Origin of the sequence: Bradyrhizobium sp. UNPF46 (genome assembly GCF_006658625.1) — a bacterium.
Classification (GTDB): Bacteria; Pseudomonadota; Alphaproteobacteria; order Rhizobiales; family Xanthobacteraceae; genus Bradyrhizobium; species Bradyrhizobium nitroreducens.
This window is the reverse complement of sequence record NZ_LFJB01000084.1, coordinates 15,789-33,235: the sequence shown is the minus strand read 5'-3', so window position 1 is coordinate 33,235 and position 17,447 is coordinate 15,789. Positions and strand designations below refer to the sequence as shown.

Here is a 17,447-nt window from a genome sequence, read left to right as displayed (position 1 = left end):
CCTACTCCGTCTCGAAATCGCCCTTCTGCGGCGCCGCCAATGGCGTGAACTCGCAGCGGTCAGGCTTGATGTCGATCAGCGGCGTGTTGTCAAGACAGTCGAGCCCGCGCACCAGAATCGTGTTGCCCTCGATGCCGACCAGCTTCACGATCGACGTGCCGATCGGATTGGGCCGCACCGGCGAGCGCAGCGAGAACGTGCCGCGGGTCTTCTCGTTGTTCTTCGGGCTCTGCAGGATGATGTCGCGGCGCGACTGGTCGAGCCAGTAGAGCACTTCGAGATTGCTGTAAAAATCGACGCCCTTGATGGCCGGCACGAACGGCTCGAAGATCTCGAGCCGGCAGATCGGGCCGTCCTGACGTCCCTGCCGCGGCGTCTCCAGCCGCGACGTCCAGGGCGTGCGGATGCGGCCGATGAAGACGAGGCCAGCATCCTGCGTCGGCGGCAGCTCGATGGCGACCTCGCCCTCGCGGAGCTCCTGTTCGCGAACCATATGTCCTATTCCCTAGCTGTTCGCCGGCGGTTTTAGCCCAACCACCACTTGCCGGCCAGCATGAAGACTTCACCGGTCACGACGCCCGCGAAGATCGAGCGGCGGGTCAGCAGGAACACGACGAGGCCGGCGGCCACCGCGCCGTAGCGCAAGGCATCAGGCACGCTGGCGAGCGCACCCGGCGGTTGCACCACGATCTGGGCGATGACGCCGGCGAGGATGGCAGTGGCAACCGCCCTCACCCACACGAGCAGTTCGGAGCCTTCGTCGATGCCGCCGCCGAACCACAGGCCGAGCATGCGCCAGATCTGGTTGGGAACGACGCCGGCGATGAACAGAACGACGAGCGCCTGCCAGTCGCCGATGAGCTGTGCGTAGCTCATGCGCGCACCGCCCGCCACCAATGCACGCCATAGGCGATCGTGCCGGCCACGAGCCCGCTGACGAGGATGTCGAGGCCGGAGTTCATCTTCGCGGCCAGCGGATAGAGCAGAACGCCGAGCGCCAGCGCGACCACGTCGGCGGCCTCGCGGCTGTTGCGCGCGGTCGAGAACAGGAAGGACAGCGGTGTCAGCATCAGGATCGCGGCACCAAGCGTCTGCGTCAGGTTGGCGGCGAGGAAATAGCCGACCGTGTTGGCGGTGAGGCACACCGAGACGAGGCCGAAGCCGAGCCCGTTGACGAAGGCGATGCGCCGCTCGCGCGGCACCTGCGGCAGGAAGCGATGGCATTCGACCCACAGCGTCACGGCCGTGAGGTGCGCGGCGAAGAACAGCTCACGCCGCTTGGTCGTCGGCGTGCGCATCAAGGGCAGCACCGAGACCACCATCGGAAACAGCCGGATGGCGCTGACCGTGACCGCAATCGCCGACTGGATGATGGTGGCGCCCGAGCCGAGCGTCGTGATCAGGATGATCTGCGCTGGACCTGCCCAGACGAACAGCGTCGAGCAGAGCGCCCAGAGCAGGCTGAAATGGGTGTCATGGGCCAGCGCGCCGATGCCGAGATAGGTCGCGAACAGGACGAGTGTGAGGATCGTCTGCGTGACCGAGCGCAGGCCCCAGCCGAAGGCAAGCCAGCGGCTATTCCATTGCGGTGAATCGAGCGGAGGAAGTGCCACGGGTGCTTTGGCTGGTGAGGAATCGTGCGCGCATAACGGGTGAGACGGCGGCTCGCGTCAAGGAAGCCGGCGTCGGGGCTGGCATGCGTGACACCCCCACCGCCGTCATTCCGGGGCGGCTCGAAGAGCCGAACCCGGAATCCATCAGGCCACAGAGATCGCGGCACGATGGATTCCGGGCTCGCGCCCAAGCGGGCGCGCCCCGGAATGACGAACGGAGAGATACTTAGCCCGCCCGCTCACACACCCCGGTTCTTCAGCACGAAGCAGGCCCCGCCCGCTTTCCTGATCCGGCCGCAGAGATCATCCGCCTCGCTGCGCGTATCCGCGCCGATGCGTACCTGGTAGAACGCGCGCGTGCCGCGGCTGCGCATCACCGAGCTCAGCAGGCTCGGGTCGCGCTCGCCGATCACGGTGCTGAGCCGCGTCACGGCGCGGGAATACATCGCCAGCGCCCTGTTGCGGTCGAAGCCGGCGGCGAGCTGCACGCCCCAGGCCTTTGCGGCCGCAAGCTCGACATGCTGCTCCAGCTCGGCGACGAAGGCATTCGGCGCGCGCTTGAGCAGCGCCATGAGATCGCGGCAGCTCGTCGGCGGCGAGCTCGGCGGGCCCTTGCCGGTCGCTCCTGCCTTGGCCCAGGAATCGACGCTGGTGCCTGTGATGGCGTAGACGTAGTTGCGGGTCTGCTCGGGCATGCCGCCGGTGCCGGCGAGCCATTCCTGCACGCGCCGCGGGCCGGCATTGTAGGCGGCCGCGGCAAGGCCGAGATTGCCGAACTGGCTGCGCAGCTCGCTCAAGAACTCCGCCGATTTCGGCAGCGCCTGCACCGGGTTGAACGGATCGAGCAGCCCGCGCTCGCTTGCCGTGCCCGGCATGAACTGCGCGATCCCCTGCGCATGCTCGCCGCTGCGTGTCGTGGGACCGACGGCGTCGGCCTGGAAACGGCTTTCCTGCCAGATCACCCGGGCGAAGAATTCCAGCGGCAGATTGGCATCGCGTGCGGCGGCCTCGACGATCAGGCAGATCGACTCCCGCGTGTCGCTCTCGCGTGCGTCGGGGGATTTCTCCTGGGATTTTTCCTGGGATTCTTCTTGGGATTTCTCTTGGGAGCTCTCCTGGGGCTTCTCCGGCGGCTTTGCGGGCTCCTCGACGCTCGGCGCCGCGGCGTCGGGCTTTGCAGGCGGGTCATCCGCCGCCGGCGCCTGCGTCGCCGAAACGAGCAACGCGGCGATCATGGGCATTGCAATCCGCCTCAACCATGAGCAGGCGCGGCTGTGGCGCGCGCCGATGCGGCGTGCAACAAGGTGAGCTGCCCAGTTGTGACATCCTGCCATGGTTCGACGAGTTGCCAATATGCTGCCTGACCTGTCTCTCCCAATGCGTCACCCCGCCAAACGGATCCGCGTCATCTTCGCCTTTGTCGCGCTCGTCGTGCTGGGCCTTGCCCCAGCCGCCGCGGAAGAGAATCCGCGCGTCACGTCCCAAGTTACTTCTCAAGTCACTTCCCAGGTCACTTCCCAGGTCACTTCCCAGGTCACTTCCCAGGTCACTTCCCAGGTCACTTGGCGGATGACCACGGAATACCCTGAGAATAACATCTCCGGGATCGGCCTCACCACCTTCGCCGGTCGCGTGGCGGCGCGCACAAACGGTTTCGTGACCGTGGCGAACGCGTACGACAACAGCCTCAAGATCAATTCGGGCGAGATGCCGCGCGCCGCGCTCGATGGCCGGATCGCCGGGGGCGATGCCTTCGCGGGCGCGCTCTCCGGCATCGACCCGGTGCTCGGATTGTCCACCCTGCCCTTCCTCGTGCAATCGGCCGAACTCGCCCGCGCCACCAACTTGCGGGCGCGCCCGCTCTACGAGAAGGCACTGGCGGCGCGCGGCCTCAAGCTGCTTTATCTGACGATCTGGCCCGCCACGGGGCTTTGGTCGGAGCGTGCGCTGGAAGGAGCCGACGACCTGCCGAAACTGAATTTGCGGGCCTATGATTCCAATTCCAGCGAGGTCATGCGCGCAGCCGGCGCCAACGCGCAGTTCCTGCCGATGGACGCCGCGCTCGCCGGATTGAAGGAGCATCGGCTGAACGCATTCCTCACCTCCGGCGATGGCGGCGCGGGACGCAAGCTCTGGGATTTCCTGCCGCACTTCACCGCCATCAACTATGCGATGCCGGTCTCGATCGCCTTCGTCCGCAACGACGCCTTTGCCGAACTGCCCGAGCCGATGCAGCGCGAGGTGCTGGCCGCCGCCGCCGAGACCGAACAAAGCCAGTTCGCGCTATTGGCCCATCGCACCACCGAGAATTACGCGCGCATGCGCGACAATGGCGTGCGCATCGTCGAGCCGGCGCCGGCCTCCCTGATCGCCGCGCTCCGACAGGCGGCAACGCCTGCGATCGCCGCCTGGGAAGCACAGGCCGGCGCGGATGCCGCCGCGATCGTCGCATGGGCGAGACAGCAGTAAAATGCAGCGCGGCGGTCCTGCAATGGAATGTCTGCGAGACCCGCCTTTCGCTCGTATCGGCCTTAAGCCGAGACGGGATGTTCTGCCCTGATTGCGCGGTCCAGGGCGTCAATCAACGTTTGGAGCTCGACGAATTTGTTCCGTGCGCGCTCGGCATTGTCGCGATCGAAGGGAGCGGCCAGCACCTTCGCATGGGTGTCTCTGTCCTCGATCATGCGATCGCGGGCCTTCTTCAATGTTTCAAGTCGCTCGTTCATCTGTGCTCCTGACGTCAACGTTCGAGAAAGCCGCGCTCAGCGGCACATCGCCTCGATGAGCGCCGAAATCCTCATCGTTGCAAAACTGGAGAAGGTGTCCGACACGGCATATGGCAGGATGACCCGGTCATTGTGCCTCATCGCGCCGCAGGTGTAGACGACGTTCGGGACATACCCTTCGCGCTCGGACGGTTCAGGCCGCAACAGCGGCTCGACCGAACGTGCCAGCACCCTGGACGGGTCGCGCTTGTCGAGCAGCGCCGCTCCGATCGAGTATTTCCGGACCGGCCCGACACCGTGCGTCAGCAGCAGCCAACCTTCGTCCAGTTCGATGGGCGCCCCACAATTGCCGATCTGGACGAACTCCCATGGAAACTGCGGTTTCAGGAGGAGCCGGCCGCCCTCCCATGTGTAGAGGTCGTCCGAATAGACCAGATACAGGTTCTCATTGTCCTGTCGCGCGATCATGGCATAGCTGCCGCCGATCTTGCGGGGGAACAGCGCCATGCCCTTGTTGTTTGCGGCTGCGCCTCGCAAAGGCGTCATTCGAAACGACATGAAATCGCTGGTCTCGATCAACTCGGACCGGATCGCCCGTCCGCTATAGGCCGTATAGGTCGCATAGTAGGTTTCTCGACCGCCGTCGCTGAATCTGACAAAGCGCGCATCCTCGATGCCGTTAGATTGGGAATCGGTCACGGGAAAGATGACCCGCTCGCTGAGGTCCTCCTCCGGAGCGAACATCAATTCCACACGATCGCCGTCCGGCCCGGATGCGCGATGGCTGATGCGGGGAACCGAGGCAAGGCGCGCCGTCGGATCGACGGCCAGGCTTCCGTCAGCCGCAATCGTTCCGGTTCGAAACGTCAGTGACGACACATGGCCCTCGCCGATGGCCCGGAGACTGACGATGAAGCGCGCGCCACCCTTCGGTGCCGTCGATTGATCGGGGTGCGGGACGATGCTGGGGTTGAACAAGGCAGAGGCCTCGAACGAATACTCGCTGAGAAAATAGGCGCCGATCAGCTGACGCTGCGTCTTCGAGAAGAGGCCGTGCGTCGCGAAAGCATCCTCCATTTCATCCGCGCGGGCCTCGAACCGCTCCAGAAGGTTACGATGTCGCCCCTGGAAATTGTCCAGGACATCCGCGAGCTGATCCGCGACGGCTTCCGGACTGAGCCCAAGAACCCGGTGTACGATGTGATTTGCACGCATCTTGTCGGTCGGATTCAGGTCGCGGGGTTCGGTTGCCGGCTTGAATGGCCGCACGATCACCCGCGCTGGATCGGGGCGCAGATAAAGCCCCTGCCGGTTCAGGAAAGAAGCTTGTGACACGGGATCCCGGCCTCGCTGAGTGAGAAGATCAGGTTCGGGCGCTCACGGCGCGCAACGCCGTAGGCCGCGTCAGGCTCGGATTGACGCGCGCAAGCTGGCGCATCTCCGCAAGTCCGAGGAGATAGCAAACAACCGACTCGCCCCCGCGGTTTTCGTTGGCGCGATCGGGGTGCAAGCCATCCCTGCAACTGCCGGTGAGCGGATCGACCAGCGCCACCGAGAGATCGTTGCTGCCCTGGAACCAGGCAAAGGCCCGCGTTGCCATGGCCTTCCATTCGGCATCGCCCTCGGCCCGCCACGCCGTGAGACAGGCAGCGATCGTTGCCGTTGCTTCCACGGGCTGCTGATCGAAGGCACGGGGATGTTGCCGCCGCTCGCCGAAGCCGGCGGTGCCGACCGGTCGGAAATGCCCTGCCGCGGTCGTCTGTTGCGCCATGAGCCAGCGCAGAGACCTCAACCCGGCATCGAGATATTGAGGCGCCTGCGTCGCCATGCCCGTGAGCATCAGCGCCTGCGGCAGTCGCGCGTTGTCGTAGGCCAGCCCGTCCTCGAACCACACCCAGTCCGGCGTCTCGACCGAGGCCAGACAAGCCATCAACTTGTCGGCAAGGGAATGCCGAACTTCCCTGGCATGGAGATCGTCCGGAGTCACCGCGCAATAGGCGTCCAAGCCCAGCAACGTGAACGCCCACGCGCGGGGCGAACGAAAGCCCGCCGCGATCGACAATGCCTGGGCGAACAAGGCCGCCGCCCACAGGCGCCGGGCCGGGCTGGCGTCTCTGCGTGCGGCCTCGCCCAAAGCCCATAACGTCCGCCCCTGACTGTCTTCGGACCCTCGGTCTTCGAGCCAGGTTCGATTGAAGCCCATGAAATTGCGAAATTGCCCGGTGTCGGGGTTCCAGGCGTGCTGCACGAATGCTGCAAACCGGCTCGTCAAGACCTCGGACAGCGGCTGTTCGCCTGGACCATTGAGGACGCAGGCCAGCAGCAGTGCTCGGGCATTGTCGTCGACACAATAGCCGTGCGCGCGATCCGGCACCGAATGTACCGCGTGCTGGAACAGTCCGACATCATCGCACATCGACAGGAAATGACCGATCTGCATGTCGGGCGGCGCGGGGCTACGAGGCTCCGGCGAGCTCACCTCGGAGCGCGCGAGAACCTTCAACCGATGACCATGCCGCGCATTCTCGAAGACGGACACGTAGCGCTCGGCCACCCGCTCCCATGTCATCGTCCGGCTCGCCGCATAGGCGCGCCGGGACATCGCCTGCCGGCGAGCGTCGTCGGTCAGCAAGTCTGCGATCTCCTCGCCAATCGCCGTGGCGTCGCTGAAAGGCACCAGGACGCCATACCCGTCGGCAAGCAGCTCGCGGGCATGCCAGTAAGGCGTCGAGACGACCGGCTTTCCCAGTCCGAAGCTGTAGGCCAGGGTTCCCGACGTCATCTGGGCCTCGTTGAGATAGGGCGTGACATAGACGTCGCACATCGAGATGAATTCGAGCAGCGTCGCCAGATCGGCGAACCGGTCGAAGAAGACCACCTGATCGTCAATTCCGAGTTCGCGCACCCGAGCCACCAGGCTCTCACGATAGGCCTCGCCCTGGTTTCGGACCAGGTTGGGATGCGTTGCGCCGAGCACGACGTACACCGCATTCTCGCAGCGCTTCAGAATCGACGGCATGGCGTCGATCATGATCTCGATGCCCTTGTTCGGTGACAACAGGCCGAATGTCAGGATGACCGATTTCTGCTCGAATCCCAGCTTGGCTTTCGCTGCATCGGGCGCGACGAAGGCGACATCGGGAATGCCGTGGGCGATGACCTCGATCTTGTCGTCGGGCACAAGGTAGACCTCGCGCAGCAGTTCGCGGCCCTTGTTGGCCATCACCACGACCTTCGACGACGCCTCGACGATGCGCTCGAGGACCGTCCGTTGCGCAGATGTCGGATCGGCCAGCACGGTATGGAACGTCGTCACGACCGGCATGGCAAGGCGAGACAACAACACGAGGATATGGGCCCCGGCTTCACCGCCGAAAATCCCGAACTCGTGCTGCAGACACACGGTGTCGAACCGGCCGGCATTGAGGAAGTCCGCGGCCCGGATGTAATCCTCGATATCGTCATCCTTGATCTGGAACGCGACCGCTGGAGGATAATCATAGGCTTGACCGCGATCGGTCATTGCCACGATGCAGGTCTCGAGATCCTGGCGTGAAATCGCTATCGCGTTCTTCAGGTCGGTCGTATAGGTCGCAATTCCGCACCGGCGAGGCAGCGAGTTGCCGATGACGGCGATACGGCGGAGTGGCGTCATGTCGGCACCTCGATGATTTCGCTTGATGTCGGAGCTATCGCTGTCGGCGGAACCGCAGCATCGTGACAGGCGAGCCGGCCGCTCGTGCTCTCGATCGCGCGGCAGTCCGGCTCCTTCGCGGCAGCACCTTGCGGGAAAGTGCCAAGCACCAATGCGACAACACGCATCGTCATGAAGTCATGTTTCCTCGCTGCGAATCCGGGGACGCCATTTGGCGCCTCGCGCTCCTCACGCCTCGAACTGGTCGAACTCGTCAGACAGCAGAATCCGGCCTTGCGGCGTGCATATCCGCACGTCGATATAGCCTTCCTGCAATAGCTCTCTCGCCTTCTTCAGCGCTGCGGCCGTCGTGGCGCGCGCCAAGCTGACGTAGCCGCTCTGATCGCGCCCGCTCACCAGATATTGGAGCGGCGTCCTATCCATTCAGAACGGCCGCAGCGGTCACCAGGCGCAATGGAAACGGCGGGGCGACCACCGGCGGCAAGCTCGAATCGGTCAGTCGAAATCCAGACATACTCGCTCCTCCTCGTTCGGCGGGAGCGCGAGTGACCCTCAGTCACCGATGGATGCCATGGGAAGGGCGGTGATGGCAGGATACTACGCTCACGCCCCGCCAATAGCGAGCTTTAAAACGGTTCCTGGAATCGACGAGGCGGCGTTGCCTTGGCCTTCGGCCTCGTTTAGGTCAAGTCATCGGCGGCAATATCGACACGGGCACGGCCAGCATGGTTACAATCTTCTTTGATCTCGACGGCACGCTCACCAATCCGAAGCCGGGGATCACGCGCTCGATCCAGTACGCGCTGGAGCGGCTGGACGTCGCGGTGCCGAGCGAGGATGAACTGACCTGGTGCATCGGCCCGCCGCTGCATGCCAGCCTGAAAAAGCTCACCGGAACCGACGAGCTCGCCGACCGCGCGCTGCTGCTCTATCGCGAGCGCTTCAGCGACATCGGCCTGTTCGAGAACGAGGCCTATGCCGGCATCGTGGACACGCTGACGACGCTGGCCGCGACCGGCCAGCGCATGTTCGTCGCGACCAGCAAGCCCGCGGTCTACGCCACCCGCATCGTCGATCATTTCGGCCTGAAACCCTATTTCGAGCGCGTGTTCGGCTCCGAGCTCGACGGCACCCGCGTCGACAAGCGCGACCTGCTGCGCTACGCGCTCGACGAGACCAGGGTCGATGCTGGCGGCGCGATCATGATCGGCGACCGCAGCCACGACGTCGTGGGCGCCCGCACCAACGGCATGACCGCGATCGGCGTGCTCTATGGCTATGGCAGCGAGGCCGAGCTCAGGGACGCCGGCGCACATCACATCTGCGCCGCCCATCCCGAGCTGCTCGGCCATTGCGTGGTCTAGGCTGCCCCGGCGTTCACGCTCCCGAGGCCAACGTGATGACGCACGCCTCACGTTGCGACGGGCTCTTCGTTGAAGGCATGCGCAAGGTTGCTCGCTTCACAATTCGCGTATAAATTGTACGACCTAAACTCCACGCATCCATTTGCTTGCTGAACCTCCACTGCCGCGCACCAATTTTTTTGTTCCGGAAGTCAGCCATGTCCGTTACGGATTCGACCGAGGAGGTAGTCCACACAGCAGCGTCCGGAAGGTCGCCGTTGTTCGATCGCATCGGCATTCTGGTTCTGTCTATCGAATGGATCGTGTTCGGCTCGATGCATTTTTCAATGACCGCTGAAACGATCCGGATGATCCCGAACTGGGTCCCGGACGCCTACAAGCTGATGGTCGCCATCAGCACCGGCATGCTCGAAGTCATGATCGGCGTGCTCTTGCTGGTACCCTTGACCCGGAGGTGGGCCGCGGCTGCGTCGCTGTTCTTGCTGATCGCCTACATCCCTGCAGTATATCAGATCCTGGCTCATGATGCCGATTTTGCAGGCAGTACTTTGCTGCAAACCAGCTTTCGCGTCGCCATCGTGCCCAACAACGTCTTTCTCGGAATTTGCTCGGTGTATCTTCTGATGCATCCCGAGGCATCACTGACGTCGCTTGGGACGACCCGCAGGCCCTCAATGGACTTTGGTCAGGCCGGACTGGCAATCCTGCTGATAGCTACCCTCTTGTTGATGTCAAACTGCGCCGGGTTTCTTGCCATCACGTCCGGCCTGCAGGGAAACCGAGGCACGGCCTATTTGTGGGCAATGATGTGCATCGCGACTGGTGCCCTCGTCGGATTCCTCTTCGCCGTTCCCAGGGTCAACCCCTCAGTCCCGCCCAGATCCGCTCTGGTCGCAAACACCAATATCGAACAGGTCTCCGACTGGCTGACGAAGATCCTCGTGGGCGTTGGACTGATCAATTTCAGGCAAATCGGCGGATTCATTGACGGGCTCGCAGCGGACCTTGCGCAATCGCTCGGGACGCAGGCTGCGCCCGTCGGCAAACCCTTTGCGCTCTCGCTGATCGTCTATTTCTTCGTCGTTGGCCTCATCCAGGGATATCTCCTGACGCGCCTGTTTCTATCCAGGCAATTTGGGCCATCCGAAGCAGTTACACCTTGAGCGCCTCGATCGCGGCCAACATGCCGGTTCGCGGATGACAGTTCAGATATTCGAAGAACTGCTCGTCCGCGGCCGCCACGGTGACCTCGTGATAGAGCCGCAGCTTGGCTGACGGCCCGAGCGTGGACAGATACTTCATCGCCGCGCCAAATATCCTGACATGGGTCGGATGCGACTCCGCCCAGCGCTCCAGCGCGGCGAGGCTCTTCCACCAGCTCTGGCCGTAGGATTTTTCGCTCACGCGGCCGTCGGTCTGGAGCACCTGCATGTAGCGGTTGGCATAGCAGCCGATCGCAAGGCCGTCGTCGCGCAGAAAGTCCATGCCCTCGCGCAGCACCGGCTCGACATCGTCGAGATAGAGCTTTCGCTCGGACGCCTCGGTGTCGCTCCAGTCCTGTCCGGATCGGATCAGGCAGAGATTGTCGTGCGCGGCCACCCGCAGCCGCGCGCCGTCGCGGATCAGCTCGGGCGCACCGCCGGGGGCCATCGCGTCGGTTTGCGACAACGGGATACGGTCGCGCATGCCGCCCCAATAGGCGTGCTCCTGCACCTCGCCGCTCATGCCGCCCGCGATGGCGGCAACGCCCTCGGTCCGGTCGGGCGAGGAGAACAGCGTCTCGTGCCGCGCCACCGTGGGACGCAGCACTTCGATGAAGGTGCCGATGCCCTCGCGTTGCCGGCCGGTCCAGGCCTCGCGCGCCGGTTCGAACCAGGCATCGAAGCGCGGGATATCGTCCCAATAGCCAACTGAGACGATGGTCTCATGGCCGGCCTGGTCGACGTAGCGGGCGCGGTCCCAATGCGACGGCCCGCCTGCCACAGCGAACCGCTGCGCGATTTCGGCGAGCGCCTCCGTTGCGGCCACCGGCGCCGCGCCGCGATACTGCACGCCGAAATAGGCCATCACGACGCGGCTCACACCGGGCCTGTAGCGCGCCACGAAGGACGGATAAGGCGGCTGGTAATCGTCCGGCACGCGCTTGTGGCGCGTACGCGTGGTTTCGAGATGCGCAGGAATTGCGGATTCCATGATCATGCCCTCCTCTCGATCCCGGTGGTCAGCTCGCCGCCGCGGCAATGTCCGTGGGCTCGACGGTGTCCACCGGCAGCGCGAACTGCTCGACGCGCTGGTAGCGCTTCTTGTTGAGCAACAGCCGCGTCACGTCGGGCCGCGAATAATGGCCGGCCGGATCTGCCGCGTTCTTGGCGACGCCGATGGCGCCGAGGTCGATCTCGGCGATCAGCAGCCCCTCCTGGTCCGGCGCGAGCTTGTCGCCGATCTGACTGCCGTCGGGGCCGTAGATGGCGGCAAAGCCGCCGCCGGCATGCAGCAGCGCGTGCTTGTCCGGCCGGTCGCAGAGCTCGTCGATCATGGCCTGCGAGACCGTCGCGCACGGCGCGAGCACGAAGCAGGAGCCCTCCACCGCATAGACGCGCGAGGCGGCGTTGTTGACCTCGGCCCCTAGCGCCGGCGCGAAGGGATCGTAGAGCGAGAAGCTCGGCCAGGCCGCGACATGCACCTGCTCGTTCTGGGCATACATCGCGTATTTCGACAACGGCTGCAGATGCTCCCAACAGCACAGGGCGCCAAGCCGGCCGATGTCGGCCCGCGCATGCACCGCGAGATCGCTGCCGTCGCCCTCCCCATAGACGGTGCGCTCGGCATGGGTCGGCCGCAGCTTGCGGCGCTTTGCGATGGTCTCGCCCTCGGGGCCGATCAGCCATTGCGCCAGATACAGGCTGCCGCCGTCGCGCTCGGACAGGCCGATCACCGCCGTCAGCTTCGCCTTGCGCACGGCATCGCGCAGCCGTTCGGCCTGCGGACTGTCATAGGACAGCGAATTGTCGAAATAACGCTGCACGAAGCCGCGGCCGATCGCCCAGGCTGGGGAATCCATCCAGATATGCCAGGGGTAGCCGGGGATGAAGGCCTCCGGGAAGGCGATCAGCTTGGCGCCCTTCTCGGCAGCCTCCCTGATCAGCGCGACCGACTTGTCGATCGAAGCGTCGAGATCGAGCCAGGCTGGCGCCGCCTGCACCACCGCCACCTTGTATTTCGGATGTTCGATGCCCATTGCCGCCTCCCTTGCCGGTTGATCGGAAGCCATCTCCGATGCAGTCTATTTGGCCAAGCCGGACGGCCGGGCGCTCGACCACGGCGGAACGAAAACTCGACTGGAAGGGATCGGCGCCCGGTACGGGATTTGCCTCCGGCTAGGCTCGATCTGCGCCAACACGCGGCTTTGCGGAATGTGAAAGGGAGGCTGTCCCAATGACAATCCAGTTCACGACGGACGGCAGCCCCGGCCATCGGCGGCTCGCCCTCTGGCAGGACATCGTCTGCGACGTCTTCGTCGGGCTCGACTGCAAGTCGGATCTCGGCAGCGCCTTTCGCGGGTCGGTGACGCAAGCTTCGCTCGGCAAGGCGGTCTGCTCCGAGGTGTGCTCGGACCGACAGCATGTGTTCCGCACGCCCTCCCGCATCGCGCGCTCGGACCAGGACTTCGTGCTGGTCGCGCTCGGCCATCGCGGCGATGGCGGCGTGGTGCAGGACGGCCGCGAGACCGTGATCCATCCCGGCGAGTTCGCGCTTTACGACACCACGCGCCCCTACGAGCTGAAGTTCGACGATCCTTTCACGCAATCCATCTTCAAGGTGCCGCGCGAGATGTTGCAGCGCCGGCTCGGCGGCACCGAGACGCTGACCGCAATGTCGTTCGGTTCTGAGGCACCGCTCGAGCGGCTCGCCTATGATTTCATCTTCCGGCTTTGCCAGAGCGCCGACCGGCTGGCGTCCGACAACGCCGCCGCATTGTCGGAGCAGGCCGTCGATCTGCTCGCGATGGCACTGAGCGAGCGGCTCGGCAAGACCTCGCTGCGGTCCTCGACCCACCGCTCCGCGCTGATCTACCGGCTCAAGGCGCACGTCCGCGCCCACCTGGCCGATCCCGACCTTTCATTATCGGAGACCGCAGCGGCACTCGGCATCTCGCCGCGCTACGTGAACGACCTTCTCGCCGACGAGGACACGTCTTTCCAACGTTTCGTTCTCGCCGAACGCCTCGCCCATTGTCGGCGCGATCTCGCCTCGCCCCTGCTCGTCCATCGCCACATCAGCGAGATCGCGTTCGCCTGGGGCTTCAACGACGTCTCGCATTTCGGCCGCGTTTTTCGCGAGCAATTCGGCATGTCGCCGCGCGACTTCCGGCAGAGCCAGTTGCGGCACTGAGGCAGCCATCTTCCCGAGCCTTCGTCAGCGGCGAAGGCTCGGCTCGCCAATTCCAGATTGTCTTGCCGTCATGCGTGCATCAGGCTGCACGCATGAGAACTCACGCGACCACCAGCGGAACCGAACTGTTGCTGAGCGTCATCGCGATCCGTCTCGCGGTGCTCGTCGTGGTGGGATGGGGTCTGACGCTGCTGCCGCAACGGGCGCGCAATCGAGATCTCGGCTGCGCTGACTTGTCCGTCGCGAGCAACGAGGCGAAATTCACGGCGAAGGCCGCCGGCCCGCGCATCGTCGATGCCGCGCTCGATGATATGCTGCGGCACGATTAGGGCATTCCCGAGCAAGGCCGGTATGTGAGCGCGTGATAGGACAAGGCGTTTGCTTGCGCTAACCTTGGTATCAAGGCCGCAACGATCATTCAGCGGCCAGCCGAGGGAGCATATCGATGGAATACCGACGCTTGGGCCGGTCAGGCCTCATGGTGCCCGCTCTGAGCCTTGGCACTGGCACGTTCGGCGGCGTCGGCCGCCTCGCCGCCTGGGGCACGACGGACGCGACCGAGGCGCGGCGCCTGCTCGACATCTGTATCGAGGCCGGCGTGTCGATGTTCGACACCGCCGATGTCTATTCGCTCGGTGAATCCGAACGCGTTCTCGGCGAGGCCATCAAGGGCCGCCGCGACAAGGTGCTGATCTCGACCAAGGCGACCTTCCGCTTCGGCGACGGCCCCAACGACATCGGCTCGTCGCGGCAGCATCTGCTCACGGCCATCGACGGTTCGCTCAAGCGGCTCGGCACCGACTACATCGACCTGTTCCAGCTTCATGGCTTCGACGCCTTCACCCCGCCCGAAGAGGTGCTCTCGACCCTCGACGTGCTCGTGCGCGCCGGCAAGATCCGCTATGTCGGCGTTTCGAATTTCTCCGGCTGGCACCTGATGAAGTCGCTCGGCGTTGCCGACAGGCACGGCTTCCCGCGCTACGTCGCCAACCAGACCTATTATTCACTGATCGGCCGCGACTACGAATGGGAGCTGATGCCGCTCGGCCTCGACCAGGGCCTCGGTGCGGTGGTCTGGTCGCCGCTCGGATGGGGACGCCTCACGGGCAAGATCCGCCGGGGGCAGCCCAAGCCCGAGGTGAGCCGCCTGCCCAAGACGGCGGAGTTCGGCCCGCCGGTGCCGGACGAGCACGTCTATCGCGTCGTCGATGCCATCGACGAGGTCGCGAAGGAGACCGGCAAGAGCGTGTCGCAGATCGCCCTGAACTGGCTGCTGCAGCGCCCGACCGTGTCGACGCTGATCATCGGCGCGCGCAACGAGGCGCAGCTGCGCGAGAACCTCGGCGCGGTTGGCTGGTCGCTGACCAAGGACCAGATCGCAAAGCTCGACGCGGCCAGCAAGGTGACGCTGCCCTATCCCTACTGGCATCAGCGTACGACCTTCACGGACCGGAACCCACCGGCGGTCTGAACCTTGAGCTGCATCAAACCTGCTTGTGCCGGCCGTGACATTCTGCGGCCGTCGCGAGGCCCCCGATGCGCCGATTTGCCATGAAGGCCGTGTTCATGGCTCTCTCTTTCAGAAGAGCGGAGCGAGAGAGGATCGATTGGGATCGCCGCATCCTGATCTTCTCCACGGGGGTAACGATCGCCTTGATCGCACTCTACGTCTGGGCCAAGGCAACCTCGCGCTGGGAATGACGGGAGTGCGCGATGAATAGGTTTGCGCCGGCGCTGCTGGCCGTTGGCGTTCTGTGGAGCAGCGTTAGTCAAGCCCTGGACCTCGAACAGCGGCGCGCTGAGGCATTGCTGCAGCAGATGTGCGCACGGTGTCACGCGGTCGGCAAGACGGGCACGAGCCGAAACGAACTGGCACCGCCTTTCCGGACCCTCGGCGAGAACAAGCTCTACGACCCCGATTTCATGGAGCGCCTCCAGGAGGGTTACAGCAGCATTCACCGCTTCATGCCGACGTTTCGATTCGGCCGCGACGACGCCGCGGCCGTGGTAAGCTACCTGAGAGCGATTCAGGAGCTGCGGAAGCCTAAATAGGGCTGAACGGGAACCATCCCGGGTCGGACCAAGTTGCGGACCAGCAGCTTCCAACCGAACACGCTTTACGATGTCTTCCGCCCCCATCGAGCATGCCGACGGCCTGCCGCAGCCTCAGCGCAACCAGGCGGTGCTGACCATTGCGCTCGGCATCATCATGGCGGTGGTCGACAGCGCCATCGCCAATGTCGCGCTGCCGACGATCGCGGCCGACCTCGATGCGAGCCCGGCCTTCTCGATCTGGATCGTCAACGGCTATCAGCTCGCGATCACGATCTCGCTGCTGCCGCTGGCCTCGCTCGGCGAGATCGTCGGCTATCGCCGCGTCTATCTGGTCGGGCTGGTGCTGTTCACGCTCGCCTCCGCCTTCTGCGCGCTGGCGCATACGCTGCCGCTGCTGACGGTCGCACGCATCCTCCAGGGCTTTGGTGCCGCCGGCATCATGAGCGTCAATTCGGCGCTCGTGCGCTTCACCTATCCACGCAGCCAGCTTGGCCGCGGCATCGGGCTCAACGCACTCGTCGTCGCATTCTCGGCCGCAATCGGCCCGACGCTCGCCGCAGGCATCCTTGCGGTCGGAAGCTGGCCCTGGCTGTTCGCCATCAACGTGCCGCTCGGCGCTGTGACGCTGCTGGTCGGCTTGCGCAGCCTGCCGCACACCAGGCCTGCCAGCCATTCGTTCGACTGGCAGAGCGCGGGACTTTCCGCGATCACCTTCGGCGTCGGCATCGCGGCGGTCGACAGCGTCGGCCATGGCGAGGCGGCGATCACCTGCCTGATCCAGTTCGCCATCGCGCTCGTCGCCGGCGCGCTGCTGGTCTATCGCGAGACGCACATGACCTCGCCGCTGCTGCCGGTCGACCTGTTGCGCATCCCGGTGTTCGCGCTGTCGATCGCGACTTCGATCGCCTCGTTCTGCGGGCAGATGCTGGCCTTCGTCGCGATCCCGTTCTACCTGCAGAGCCGCTTCGGCTATTCGGCGGTGCATATGGGCCTGTTGATCACGCCATGGCCGATCGCGGTGGCGTTCGCGGCGCCGCTGGCCGGTCGCCTGGTCGAGCATTACCCGGCCGGCCTGCTCGGCGGCATCGGGCTCACGCTGTTCGCCTGCGGCCTTGCCGCGCTCGCGCTGCTGCCTGCAGCGCCAACGCCGCTGGACGTGATCTGGCGGATGGCGCTGGCAGGCGCCGGCTTCGGCCTGTTCCAGACCCCCAACAACCGCACCATGATCGCAGCCGCCCCGCGCGAGCGCGCCGGCGGTGCCAGCGGCATGCTGGGCACGGCGCGCCTGCTCGGCCAGACCACCGGCGCGGCGCTGGTGGCGCTGTTGCTCGGCCGCTATCCGGTCGAGGGCACCAGGCTGGCGCTCTTCGCAGGCGTAGGCTTCGCGCTCTGCGGCGCGGTGCTGAGCATGCTGCGGCTGTCCCCGGCTGGCGCACGCGGCGCCGAGCAGGTCCGCGTGCAGGACGATCAGCGCCTGCGGGGGGACTAGAGCGGGAGTATAACCTTGACAATGCAGCGCCTGCTTCGCTCGCTTGGAAGCGAAGAAAAATGAGGCGCCCGACCGAGGCGCCTCACAAAGGCTATGACGACGTCGGCGCCGACGGCGGCTTGTACGTCGATGGATCTACCGGCGGCACTCCCG

General features: G+C 65.0%; 20 protein-coding genes. 9 read left to right on the top strand and 11 right to left on the bottom strand.

The window, feature by feature from the left end; translation table 11 throughout:
* Position 1 precedes the first annotated feature (1 nt).
* From tsaA to UNPF46_RS30010, 4 genes are all read right to left on the bottom strand, one after another.
* Positions 2 to 493 (bottom strand): tRNA (N6-threonylcarbamoyladenosine(37)-N6)-methyltransferase TrmO, encoded by a 492-nt coding sequence (gene tsaA, locus UNPF46_RS30025; protein WP_100174665.1) that lies wholly within the window; start codon positions 491 to 493, stop codon positions 2 to 4.
* Positions 494 to 525: 32 nt separating this feature from the next.
* The gene (locus UNPF46_RS30020) at positions 526 to 876 is read right to left on the bottom strand and encodes an AzlD domain-containing protein (protein ID WP_142252410.1); all 351 of its coding nucleotides are present in this window, start codon (positions 874 to 876) and stop codon (positions 526 to 528) included.
* A complete protein-coding gene (locus UNPF46_RS30015; protein ID WP_100174664.1) occupies positions 873 to 1,613 on the bottom strand; it encodes an AzlC family ABC transporter permease in 741 nt (246 codons plus the stop codon). The genes UNPF46_RS30020 and UNPF46_RS30015 overlap by 4 nt, the downstream gene beginning before the upstream one ends.
* Before the next feature lie 239 nt (positions 1,614 to 1,852).
* Positions 1,853 to 2,854 (bottom strand): lytic transglycosylase domain-containing protein, encoded by a 1,002-nt coding sequence (locus UNPF46_RS30010; protein WP_181770179.1) that lies wholly within the window; start codon positions 2,852 to 2,854, stop codon positions 1,853 to 1,855.
* Positions 2,855 to 3,182: 328 nt separating this feature from the next.
* On the opposite strand from UNPF46_RS30010, the gene UNPF46_RS30005 reads away from it, so the two are divergent.
* Entirely contained in the window at positions 3,183 to 4,082 is a 900-nt protein-coding gene (locus tag UNPF46_RS30005; RefSeq protein ID WP_246668761.1) for a TRAP transporter substrate-binding protein, read from the top strand.
* A 62-nt stretch (positions 4,083 to 4,144) separates the two neighbouring features.
* Here the strand turns inward: UNPF46_RS30005 and UNPF46_RS38655 are convergent, their stop codons facing one another.
* Genes UNPF46_RS38655 through UNPF46_RS29985 form a run of 5 tightly spaced genes read right to left on the bottom strand, consistent with a single transcriptional unit; the run spans position 4,145 to position 8,417 of the window.
* Positions 4,145 to 4,339, bottom strand: coding sequence for a hypothetical protein (locus UNPF46_RS38655; protein ID WP_100174661.1), 195 nt, complete (start codon positions 4,337 to 4,339; stop codon positions 4,145 to 4,147).
* Positions 4,340 to 4,375: 36 nt separating this feature from the next.
* On the bottom strand, positions 4,376 to 5,674 hold the full coding sequence (locus tag UNPF46_RS29995; protein WP_142252408.1) for a glycoside hydrolase family 130 protein: 1,299 nt from the start codon (positions 5,672 to 5,674) through the stop codon (positions 4,376 to 4,378).
* A gap of 28 nt (positions 5,675 to 5,702) precedes the next feature.
* Positions 5,703 to 7,994 carry a glycosyltransferase family 4 protein gene (locus UNPF46_RS29990; protein ID WP_142252407.1) on the bottom strand — a complete coding sequence of 764 codons (2,292 nt, stop codon included), beginning with the start codon at positions 7,992 to 7,994 and terminating at the stop codon, positions 5,703 to 5,705.
* Positions 7,991 to 8,167: a hypothetical protein gene (locus UNPF46_RS37965; RefSeq protein WP_161497175.1), complete on the bottom strand. Its 177-nt coding sequence runs from the start codon at positions 8,165 to 8,167 to the stop codon at positions 7,991 to 7,993. Before UNPF46_RS37965 ends, UNPF46_RS29990 begins: the two co-directional genes overlap by 4 nt.
* A gap of 55 nt (positions 8,168 to 8,222) precedes the next feature.
* On the bottom strand, positions 8,223 to 8,417 hold the full coding sequence (locus tag UNPF46_RS29985) for a hypothetical protein (RefSeq protein ID WP_097658906.1): 195 nt from the start codon (positions 8,415 to 8,417) through the stop codon (positions 8,223 to 8,225).
* A gap of 302 nt (positions 8,418 to 8,719) precedes the next feature.
* On the opposite strand from UNPF46_RS29985, the gene UNPF46_RS29980 reads away from it, so the two are divergent.
* Together UNPF46_RS29980 and UNPF46_RS29975 are read left to right on the top strand one after the other, a co-directional pair.
* Positions 8,720 to 9,358: an HAD family hydrolase gene (locus UNPF46_RS29980; RefSeq protein WP_142252406.1), complete on the top strand. Its 639-nt coding sequence runs from the start codon at positions 8,720 to 8,722 to the stop codon at positions 9,356 to 9,358.
* Positions 9,359 to 9,615: 257 nt separating this feature from the next.
* Positions 9,616 to 10,521: a DoxX-related protein gene (locus tag UNPF46_RS29975; RefSeq protein WP_142252405.1), complete on the top strand. Its 906-nt coding sequence runs from the start codon at positions 9,616 to 9,618 to the stop codon at positions 10,519 to 10,521.
* Here UNPF46_RS29975 and UNPF46_RS29970 read toward each other — a convergent pair.
* Together UNPF46_RS29970 and UNPF46_RS29965 are read right to left on the bottom strand one after the other, a co-directional pair.
* Positions 10,511 to 11,551 carry a phenylacetaldoxime dehydratase family protein gene (locus UNPF46_RS29970; RefSeq protein ID WP_142252404.1) on the bottom strand — a complete coding sequence of 347 codons (1,041 nt, stop codon included), beginning with the start codon at positions 11,549 to 11,551 and terminating at the stop codon, positions 10,511 to 10,513. The two genes, UNPF46_RS29975 and UNPF46_RS29970, sit on opposite strands and share 11 nt — an antisense overlap.
* A 28-nt stretch (positions 11,552 to 11,579) precedes the next feature.
* A complete protein-coding gene (locus UNPF46_RS29965; protein WP_100174657.1) occupies positions 11,580 to 12,596 on the bottom strand; it encodes a carbon-nitrogen hydrolase family protein in 1,017 nt (338 codons plus the stop codon).
* A 197-nt stretch (positions 12,597 to 12,793) separates the two neighbouring features.
* On the opposite strand from UNPF46_RS29965, the gene UNPF46_RS29960 reads away from it, so the two are divergent.
* From UNPF46_RS29960 to UNPF46_RS29940, 6 genes are all read left to right on the top strand, one after another.
* The gene (locus UNPF46_RS29960) at positions 12,794 to 13,750 is read left to right on the top strand and encodes an AraC-like ligand-binding domain-containing protein (protein WP_142252403.1); all 957 of its coding nucleotides are present in this window, start codon (positions 12,794 to 12,796) and stop codon (positions 13,748 to 13,750) included.
* A 92-nt stretch (positions 13,751 to 13,842) separates the two neighbouring features.
* Positions 13,843 to 14,079, top strand: a complete 237-nt coding sequence (locus UNPF46_RS29955) for a hypothetical protein (RefSeq protein WP_142252402.1) — start codon at positions 13,843 to 13,845, stop codon at positions 14,077 to 14,079.
* A gap of 116 nt (positions 14,080 to 14,195) precedes the next feature.
* Positions 14,196 to 15,221, top strand: a complete 1,026-nt coding sequence (locus UNPF46_RS29950) for an aldo/keto reductase (RefSeq protein ID WP_142252401.1) — start codon at positions 14,196 to 14,198, stop codon at positions 15,219 to 15,221.
* A 65-nt stretch (positions 15,222 to 15,286) separates the two neighbouring features.
* Positions 15,287 to 15,451 (top strand): hypothetical protein, encoded by a 165-nt coding sequence (locus UNPF46_RS37960; RefSeq protein WP_181770176.1) that lies wholly within the window; start codon positions 15,287 to 15,289, stop codon positions 15,449 to 15,451.
* Positions 15,452 to 15,463: 12 nt separating this feature from the next.
* Positions 15,464 to 15,802 carry a c-type cytochrome gene (locus tag UNPF46_RS29945; protein ID WP_142252400.1) on the top strand — a complete coding sequence of 113 codons (339 nt, stop codon included), beginning with the start codon at positions 15,464 to 15,466 and terminating at the stop codon, positions 15,800 to 15,802.
* A 70-nt stretch (positions 15,803 to 15,872) separates the two neighbouring features.
* Positions 15,873 to 17,294 carry an MFS transporter gene (locus UNPF46_RS29940; protein ID WP_142252399.1) on the top strand — a complete coding sequence of 474 codons (1,422 nt, stop codon included), beginning with the start codon at positions 15,873 to 15,875 and terminating at the stop codon, positions 17,292 to 17,294.
* Positions 17,295 to 17,447: the final 153 nt, after the last annotated feature.